Origin of the sequence: Cyanothece sp. BG0011 (genome assembly GCF_003013815.1) — a bacterium.
Lineage (GTDB): Bacteria > Cyanobacteriota > Cyanobacteriia > Cyanobacteriales > Microcystaceae > Crocosphaera.
In genome coordinates this window covers 1-9557 of sequence record NZ_PRLH01000160.1, presented here as the reverse complement: position 1 = coordinate 9557, position 9557 = coordinate 1, and the positions used below count along the sequence as shown (strand labels likewise).

7 protein-coding genes and 1 pseudogene are annotated in these 9557 nt (G+C 39.5%); 6 read left to right on the top strand and 2 right to left on the bottom strand.

Annotated features, from left to right (window positions below):
- From C4E06_RS20885 to C4E06_RS20875, 3 genes are all read left to right on the top strand, one after another.
- A partial coding sequence (locus C4E06_RS20885) for an AAA family ATPase (RefSeq protein WP_157951197.1) occupies window positions 1-906 on the top strand: 906 nt, incomplete at its 5' end.
- Window positions 907-1353: 447 nt separating this feature from the next.
- Window positions 1354-2097, top strand: a complete 744-nt coding sequence (locus tag C4E06_RS20880) for a hypothetical protein (protein WP_107670356.1) — start codon at window positions 1354-1356, stop codon at window positions 2095-2097.
- A 272-nt stretch (window positions 2098-2369) separates the two neighbouring features.
- Window positions 2370-2843 carry a hypothetical protein gene (locus tag C4E06_RS20875; RefSeq protein WP_107670355.1) on the top strand — a complete coding sequence of 158 codons (474 nt, stop codon included), beginning with the start codon at window positions 2370-2372 and terminating at the stop codon, window positions 2841-2843.
- A 483-nt stretch (window positions 2844-3326) separates the two neighbouring features.
- On the opposite strand, the gene tnpA is transcribed toward C4E06_RS20875, so the two are convergent.
- Window positions 3327-3740: an IS200/IS605 family transposase gene (gene tnpA / locus C4E06_RS20865; RefSeq protein WP_107666573.1), complete on the bottom strand. Its 414-nt coding sequence runs from the start codon at window positions 3738-3740 to the stop codon at window positions 3327-3329.
- A 31-nt stretch (window positions 3741-3771) separates the two neighbouring features.
- Between tnpA and C4E06_RS20860 the strand changes: the two genes are divergently transcribed.
- From C4E06_RS20860 to C4E06_RS20850, 3 genes and pseudogenes are all read left to right on the top strand, one after another.
- On the top strand, window positions 3772-5037 hold the full coding sequence (locus tag C4E06_RS20860; protein WP_107666572.1) for an RNA-guided endonuclease TnpB family protein: 1266 nt from the start codon (window positions 3772-3774) through the stop codon (window positions 5035-5037).
- A 60-nt stretch (window positions 5038-5097) separates the two neighbouring features.
- Window positions 5098-8109, top strand: a pseudogene (locus C4E06_RS20855) (phage tail tape measure protein); the annotation flags it as partial.
- A complete protein-coding gene (locus C4E06_RS20850) occupies window positions 8102-8287 on the top strand; it encodes a hypothetical protein (RefSeq protein ID WP_107670352.1) in 186 nt (61 codons plus the stop codon). The pseudogene C4E06_RS20855 and the gene C4E06_RS20850, both read left to right, overlap by 8 nt.
- A 78-nt stretch (window positions 8288-8365) precedes the next feature.
- On the opposite strand, the gene C4E06_RS20845 is transcribed toward C4E06_RS20850, so the two are convergent.
- Window positions 8366-9557, bottom strand: a 1192-nt coding sequence (locus C4E06_RS20845; protein WP_232826324.1) for a transposase, incomplete at its 5' end; no start/stop codon positions are given.

Here is a 9557-nt window from a genome sequence, read left to right as displayed (position 1 = left end):
GAGGAGGCCGTTGCCGCCGTTGCAGCAGCCATTCGTCGCGCTAGGGCCGGAATGAAAGACCCCTCTCGTCCCATTGGTTCCTTTTTATTCATGGGGCCTACTGGCGTAGGAAAGACAGAATTAGCGAGAGCGTTAGCTGCGTTTCTCTTTGACTCCCAAGATGCCATGATTCGCATTGATATGTCTGAATACATGGAAAAACACGCCGTTTCTCGGTTAATTGGTGCGCCTCCTGGATATGTGGGTTACGATCAAGGGGGACAGTTATCCGAAGCAGTTCGTCGTCGTCCCTATTCCGTTGTGCTTTTGGATGAGGTAGAAAAGGCGCACGTTGACGTTTTTAACATTTTATTACAAGTGCTTGACGATGGACGCATTACCGATTCTCAGGGGCGTGTCGTCGATTTCCGTAACGCTATCATCGTTATGACCAGTAATATTGGTAGCGAATATATCTTAAATTTAGCAGGGGATGATGACAATTATGAAGCCATGCGTAAGAAAGTTTTACAAGCATTGCGGAAGCATTTTCGCCCTGAATTTTTGAATCGTATTGATGATTTAATTATCTTCCATACTCTCAAGAAACAGCAATTAAGACGCATTGTTACCTTACAACTTAAGCGTATTGAACGGTTGTTAAAAGAGCAAAATATTAGCTTAGAATTGAGCGATGCAGCCCTTGATTATATCGTCAATTCTGGTTATGATCCTGTGTATGGTGCTAGGCCTTTAAAACGGGCAATTCAACGGGAGTTAGAGAATCCTATCGCTACCAAAATATTAGAAATGACGTTTGATTCTGGGGACACTATTTTTATTGATTGCAAAGATAATAAATTGCTGTTTAATAAAGAGGAAACAGATGAAGACGTTCCCAGTGTTGAAGTTGAAGTCGTTTCTTGATCGTAGGGTGGGCATTGCCCACCTTACAAGTTAAACTATTATCTAAATTCTTAATTAGTCATTTCAGGAAATTGTTTTTTTACAATTCAAATTCTCATCCTCTTTGTAAGATTTAGTGGGGTTGACATTTCAGTGGCTTAAACTTCCCGAAACCTTTACCTGGTGCTAACTTTAGCCTCTTACTTCTAAAACGCCCTCGAAGGCTCTTTTTTTTGGCGTTTATGTAATATATTTGTAGTGCCGTCTTTTTTCGCTCATCTCAAAAAATTATATTACAAGCATATTACATTTAATGGAGTTAGACGAAAGCTTTATACAAAGCCAGTTACAAGCGTATTACAGTTTTTTGCTCTTGTTTTTTAGTAAGGATGTGCTATTCTTGCAAAAAGCCCCGGCGGTACTGCAAATACCCCAGGGCGTGATCAACCTACTACAGAGGTCAATACAATGAATTTAACACGCTTCGACGGCGAAAACGGCATCGAATTGGTAATTGATGTTAACACAGGCGAGAGTTTTGCAACTGTTTCCGGTTATGCGCGGATGAGCGGGATTAACAGAACTACTGTGCAGATGAGGGTAAAGGATGTCAATTCTGACTTAGCAAAAACGGCTGAAATTCAGACACAGGGAGGTTTACAAGGTGTTCGGTTGCTGTCAGAGGATTTGATTTGCGAGTGGTTGCCTAAAGACAATCCTAAAATGGCGACTCAGTTAATGAAACTTGGCGTTCGGATGTGTCTTCATCAACTGGTAGGATTCAACATGCCAGTTCAGCAAGAAAAACCATTGGCCTTTCTCGGTGAACCGGTAGAGCGATCGCCTAAAGAAATCAAAGAAGATTGTGAGACAATCGATCAGATTCTTGGCAATGTTTCGTTTGCGGATTCAGCAGAAACTGCTCGTTTCAAGTTGATGGCTTCTTGTTATCCCTTGCGAGATTTGGTAGCATATATCGATTTTTCTCTCTTAAAGAAAATGTGGTCTCTTTCTCCAGGTGCATTGGCCGACCAACTGAAGATGGACCTACCCCAAGCAAGAATGATTTTGTTTCATGTCTGTTATGATATCTTGAAAGATGAATTTCCTGAATCTTTGTCATCATTAATGGACTGGATTAATTCGTCTCTTGGCGCACAATTGCCGTTCATTGCAGATGAGGTGAAATTCTTGGGAAAAAGCAAAAAATAGGTTGATTAGAAAACCCCAAAATATTCAGTTAACACTGTTTTGAGGGGGAATCACCGACCTTCACCGGAGCGTAGGTCGCGTGAGGATGTCAATTTCGACTCAAGCAAACGCAGGAATACCTAACGGTTTGAGGGAACTCCCTACAATCTGAGGTAGTTTGTGTGGAGGCACTTCAAGGCAACTACCACCAAATGGTGGTAGTTCAATCAGATGAAGGTGCCAACGGTGGAACCTGGGGACATCCTACCCTTGCTATTAGAAGAAAATAAATAATGTCAAAAGCAACAAGATTGAAAAAGCACGTTGAAAAGGCTCAAAACTTCAAAGGATTCGGTTCCCCATTAGTATCAGAAAAATGCTCATGGTTTGAAATCGAATACTTATCAGAAGATGACCTTCTAGAATTGCATTGGCTTAAAGTTTCTCATCCGAATAAAGGCGAAAAGAAACGACTTCGAGCTAATATGCAGATGCTTGGATACGATGAGCCAGGAGCATCAGAAATGGACTTCCTTGCCCTATTGTATTCAGGAACAACCAACCCCCCAGAAGGGACAAAAGAGACTTGTCTCTATCGTGCCACAAAGTGCTATCAGTCCAATACAATCAAAAAACCAATATCAGTAATTGTTGCAGACGAAAGAGCAGAAATTAACAATTTGTATGTTAAAAGTTTGCTTTTTAAATACTGCAAAGTTGTTGCTATAATTCCAGGTGAACGAGTTACTTTGACTTGCAGAAAATAGCATGGGCTGCTACTCTAAAGATAGTTGTTTGATTCCCACTCAGACACTATTAAATTAGGAAATAAAAGCGATCGCCTTGCCTAGATGTGCGATCGCTTTTTGTTGTGGGGCTAAATTTAGCCCCTGATTATCGTCTCGGAACTTCCCGATATTGGAGGGGAGGGAGGGCGATCGCAAATGACAGACTTAGGAAGACTTACGTTAAGATTAGATGCTGATGTTCAAACGCTTCGGAGGCGATTGGACGAAGCGGAGAGGCTAATAGAGCAAAGTGGGCAACAGAGTGGGCAAAGTTTCAGGGAGTCTCTAATACAGGGGATTGGAATTGATTTGGGAGCGAGACTCAATCAATTAATTTTTGGACAAATTGCTAAGGGACAGCAATTTATCCAACTTAAATGTCGGTAAGGGGTCTCCCCTTATACGAATGTTAGGGGGAGGGGAATTACCGACCAAAAAATAAACCGACCATAGGGAGTCCTTTTAAACAGGAGATTGTTGTTTTTCAACATATTGTTTAAGTTGTTCAATCGTTACACCACCGCAAGTAGCAATAAAATAAGAACCAGTCCAGAACACAGGTTTTTGTCCATAAAATTGAGTTAAATGATCTGAAAAATCTTTTCTGATTAAACGAGAAGAAACAGTTTTTAAATTAGCAATAAATTTACTAAGTTGAACTTTAGGATTAAACTCAACAAGTAGATGAACATGGTCTGTTTCACCATTAAATTCTACTAATCGACAATCCCATTTACTGCAAGTATCTGTGAAAATTCGTTGCAGACGAGATAGGATGTCAGGGGTAATGACTTTTCTCCGATATTTAGTCACTAAGACAATATGTACGGCAAGTAAGTAAACTGACCTATTTTCTTTACTATAACTATTGTTCATTAACAACGATAAGTGCTACAATAATAGTATTATGATACTGACATTTGAGTACCGAATCAAGCCTAATCAAAAGCAAGCAGAGTGTATAAACCAGTGGTTAGAACTTTTACGTCGTCACTGGAACTATGCGCTAGGTCAGCGTTTGGACTGGTTAAGACGGACTCGATGTGCTATTGATAGATGCAGTTTAATTAGTGAAACCATAGGAGAAATACCAGAAAAAGTTAATTATTACACTCAACAATCAGATTTAAAACAGACAAAAACTCTCTTTCCTGACTACAAAAATATCTACTGCGAAGTTCAACAGATGAATCTTCAAAGATTAGAAAAAGCCTGGAAAAGATGGTTAGTTCCAGATAAAAAAGGTAAAAGAGGAGGGCGACCTAGATTTAAAAAAGCTGGTCAATTAAGGTCTTTTAGTTTTTCGAGAGTTAATCATCCCAAAGCTGTTATCAAGTTTCAAAATAATTGTCTTTGGACAAAAAAATGGGGAGCTATACCAGTTGTAATCCATCGTCCGATTCCTGAAAGTTTTATTCTTAAAACAGCTACAATCGTTAAAAAAGCAGATGGATACTATGTCTGTATTACAGCAGAAGATGAGACGATTCCGAATGTTATTCCCATAGATAATATCAAATCAGCAGTTGGAATTGATGTAGGATTAAAAGAGTTTTTGACTACCAGTCAAGGAAAAACAGTTGCTGTTAAAAAGATTTATCGCAATCGACAAAAGCATTTAGCTCGTCAACAACGTAAATTAGCCAGAAAAAATAAAGGGTCAAAAAACTATGAGAAACAACAAAAAAGAATAGCTTTAACTCATCAAAAAATTGCTAGATATCGAAAAGACTGGCACTACAAAACAGCACATTGGTTGGTCAATAATTATGATTTTATTGCTTGTGAAGACTTAAACATCAAAGGGTTAGCTAAAACTAAATTGGCTAAGAGTATTTTAGATGTCGCTTGGGGAAATTTCTTAACAAAATTAGAAGCAGTGGCGGTAAAACGCGGCGTTTGGTTTGTCAAAGTTAGTCCTCATGGAACGACAGTAAATTGCTCAAGCTGTGGTCATAAAGTTCCGAAAACACTATCAGTTAGATTACATGAATGTCCGAAATGTAATTTGACAATGGATAGGGATGAAAACGCCGCAGTTAATATTATAAAAAAGGCATTGCAAATACATGGGGTGGGTCTCATCCCGTCTGCCTGTGGAGGCTTAGTCAGTGGACAGCCTGTGAAGCAGGAAACTTCTGGAACTGAGTATATGCAGTTATCTCTGTTTTAGAAGCCCCCGTTATACCGCCCAAGCGGTTAACGGAGGGAGAACGTCACTTCCTCAGCCCTTAACCTTTCTAAGATTAGGCAAGGTATTGCTACAGTTGGGGGAACGGCTTCTAGTTTTAACCAGGATTTTGAATCTACGGTCAAAGTTCTTGGTTTGTTCGCTGATGCCGGGATTCAGGCAGAGGCTTCCGGCACGGCCCTTAAAAATATTATTCTTGGACTTGCTAATCCTAGTAGTGACGCGGCGAAAGGGGCGATCGCACAATTAGGGATTCAGGCACGGAATGCTAATGGTGAACTGCGGAATATTTACGATTTGATTCCTGAGTTGCAGGTTGCTTTTGAGAGTTTCAATGCTCAACAACAAGGCCAGTTCGCTCAAGATATTTTTGGACGAGAAGCAATCGGACCTTTCCTGAAGTTGTTGGGAACGACTAAACAGCGACTAGGGGAAGTCGATGCGGCCTATGCTCAGTTAGGAGGAACAGCCCAAGCTAATAAGGAAAAATTGCAACAAGGTTTGGCTGGTGCAACTGAGGCTTTAGGGGGGTCTATCGGAGTCCTCAAGCTTGATTTAGCTTCAGCTTTCGCTCCTGGCGTTGAGACCGCTACTCGATTCTTCCAGTCAATTATTGACAACATCACCGCTAATAAAACTCTCTTTGATGGGCTTAAGAACTCTACTAAGGAATTCACCGACCTGCTCAAAGAAAACGCTGGATTAAGTGAGGCGATCGCAGATTCTTTTGAGAATTTAATATCAGCAGGGTTAGAAACCAGTACGGAGTTGGCTTTAGATTTATTCACTTATCTTTCGGAGAATCCCAAAGCTTTATCAGAAATGGTTGAGGTGATGGATACGTTCGTTCGGTTACTTGCTGATGCGACAAGGTTGGCCGTTGAATTGGGGCAAATATTGGGACCTTTATTAAAAGGGGCTGGTGTCGCCATTGATAAAGTAGCTGAAGGCTACGAAAAGATTACCAATCAACTAGGACCAGGGGGGCAACCTGGAGCCGCTGGTCGTCAAGTTGCCGGGGAGTTAGGATTAGATCAAGCAGAATTTGATAAACGCTTAGAAGAGAAAGCTAAAGCTACCAAAGGGTTTAATTCTCCTGTTGCCTATACTCGTACTAACGCACGGGAACAAGCGGTAGATGAGGTTTTAGGTGAATTAATCCAAGAAAGAGCTAAAAAACAACGTGCGGACACTTTGAATGAAGGGGCAGATCAAGGGCTAAAGGCCGCGGCCCAACGAGCTAAAACTAAAACACCAGAACAAGCAACTCAAGCTGTTCAAAAAGCTACTGACACGGCTGAAAAAGCAGTGGATGATATGGAGGCGAAAGTTAGCACCTCTCTATCTGCGATCGCCCTCGCTGAAACCGAACGGGCGATCGATATTCAAAAGATGGTAATGGCTGGTGTTTTGAGCCATGAAGAAGCTGAAATTAAGAAGCTTGAATCAACCAAGCAACGGATTAATGAAGAGATAAAAATTGAACGAGAACGGTTAAATTTTGCTGATAATGAACAGGATCGATTTAAGGCTAAAGAGGCGATCGCCTCTAAAACTCTTGATCTCCTGAAAATTGAGCAAGAAATTGAGCAGAAAGTTCGAGATATGGCTCTCAATAAATTGAGGGAACAAACTCAACTCCAACAACAGCAGTTAGGGCTGCAACAACAGGCGATCGCATTACAGAAGCAAGAGTTAAGCAACTATGATGTTTTGCTTAATCGGCTTAGTTTAGTAGAGGCTTCTTTAGACCGCCAGCAACGGTTACAGAATGCTCAAAATGACCTTGAAGCCACTATCATTAATGCTCAAATTGAAAGGTCTAATTTACGTCTTCAGCAATTAGAAAAAGCCAAGAGTTTATATCAACAATTACAGGGGGAACTTTCAGAAAATCAGAGACGAGTTTTAACTGAAGAGTTAGGGCGTTTAGGCTTAGCAGGCCGTGTTACCGAGAGAGATATTCTCAGAGCTATTCACCAAGAAGAACGGAGACAATTTGAATTAAAAAGAGATGCCCTTGAACAACAGCAACGAATACAGCGAGAATCTTTACAGTTTGAAAAACAAAAAACTCAATTACAAATACAACAGAATAACCTTGCTGCTGAACGAGCGGTTAAGGAAGCTCAGTTTAATTTAGAATCTTCTAAACTGCAAAATCAACAGCAACAGTTAGAGGCTCAAACTAAATTAAAAGAGGCTCAAATTCAAGCGACAGGGGCTAAGACTGAGGCGGAAAAACAGCAAGCCCAAGCTTTGGTTAATCTTTATTCTCAACAATTAGGATTAATTCAAAAGCAAGGTCAATTACTTATTTCTCAGGGTCAATCGGCTATTCAAATAGCACGAGAAAATCAAGCTTCTGTTGCTCAAGAAGGCGCAATTTCCCTTCAGGAATTAGATTTAAGAGGACAGGCTTTAGCTGTTACTCAGCAATTAGAACGAGATAAGTTAAATAACGAATATCAAAACGCTTTATCTGGACAGAGAATTGCCGAGAGTCAACTTGAAGATAATTCTAAACAAAAAACCCGTTTGAGAGGGAATAAGATTGAGGTTAAAAAGATTCCTGTTACTCGGATTGGAGGGGACAGAGAACCGCTTAATACTAATAAAAATAAACCAGTATTTGTTACTCCTCAACCTACGGATAATCTAGTTTTTAATAACTCAACTCCACAGTTTGATATTTCTCAAATAGAAGAACAATTAGGTTTGTCAGCAGGACTCGGTTTAAATGAGAAAATTGATACAAAGATTCTAGGAGAAGGACTACAATTAAGAAAAATTTTAAATACTCCTATTGAAAATAGACCGCTAAATGCTCCTATCAAAAATGATTCAATTGCTGGCAAATCTTTTCAAGACCAGGTGTTATTAAATATGAAAGAAATTGTTTCTTTAATGCGAGATAACCAGCCAATTACTCAAAATAATGAGTATAGTTTGTACGCTAATGATGACACAGAATTATTGCAACAAGCTAAGAACCAAAGTTTAGACGATTTGGTTAAAATATTTCAGGGAGTAACTGGTAAATTTTATGGATAAACAGCAAGCACAACAACAAATAGAACAATCTCTGAGTATGATTATTCCTCATATTCGGCTACTTAATCATCAAACTCGTTTCGGTGGGTCGGTAGCAGAATTAAAATGGGCTAACAATACCCGTTATTTACCTATTGTTGACCAAACAATATCCTATCAACATTCTTTTTTGTGGTGATTGTTGATGATGAGTTAATGTTGGCTACTGAGTGACGTTCTCCCTCCGTTAACCGCTTGGGCGGTATAACGGGGGCTTCTAAAACAGAGATAACTGCATATACTCAGTTCCAGAAGTTTCCTGCTTCACAGGCTGTCCACTGACTAAGCCTCCACAGGCAGACGGGATGAGACCCACCCCATGTATTTGCAATGCCTTTTTTATAATATTAACTGCGGCGTTTTCATCCCTATCCATTGTCAAATTACATTTCGGACATTCATGTAATCTAACTGATAGTGTTTTCGGAACTTTATGACCACAGCTTGAGCAATTTACTGTCGTTCCATGAGGACTAACTTTGACAAACCAAACGCCGCGTTTTACCGCCACTGCTTCTAATTTTGTTAAGAAATTTCCCCAAGCGACATCTAAAATACTCTTAGCCAATTTAGTTTTAGCTAACCCTTTGATGTTTAAGTCTTCACAAGCAATAAAATCATAATTATTGACCAACCAATGTGCTGTTTTGTAGTGCCAGTCTTTTCGATATCTAGCAATTTTTTGATGAGTTAAAGCTATTCTTTTTTGTTGTTTCTCATAGTTTTTTGACCCTTTATTTTTTCTGGCTAATTTACGTTGTTGACGAGCTAAATGCTTTTGTCGATTGCGATAAATCTTTTTAACAGCAACTGTTTTTCCTTGACTGGTAGTCAAAAACTCTTTTAATCCTACATCAATTCCAACTGCTGATTTGATATTATCTATGGGAATAACATTCGGAATCGTCTCATCTTCTGCTGTAATACAGACATAGTATCCATCTGCTTTTTTAACGATTGTAGCTGTTTTAAGAATAAAACTTTCAGGAATCGGACGATGGATTACAACTGGTATAGCTCCCCATTTTTTTGTCCAAAGACAATTATTTTGAAACTTGATAACAGCTTTGGGATGATTAACTCTCGAAAAACTAAAAGACCTTAATTGACCAGCTTTTTTAAATCTAGGTCGCCCTCCTCTTTTACCTTTTTTATCTGGAACTAACCATCTTTTCCAGGCTTTTTCTAATCTTTGAAGATTCATCTGTTGAACTTCGCAGTAGATATTTTTGTAGTCAGGAAAGAGAGTTTTTGTCTGTTTTAAATCTGATTGTTGAGTGTAATAATTAACTTTTTCTGGTATTTCTCCTATGGTTTCACTAATTAAACTGCATCTATCAATAGCACATCGAGTCCGTCTTAACCAGTCCAAACGCTGACCTAGCGCATAGTTCCAGTGACGACGTAAA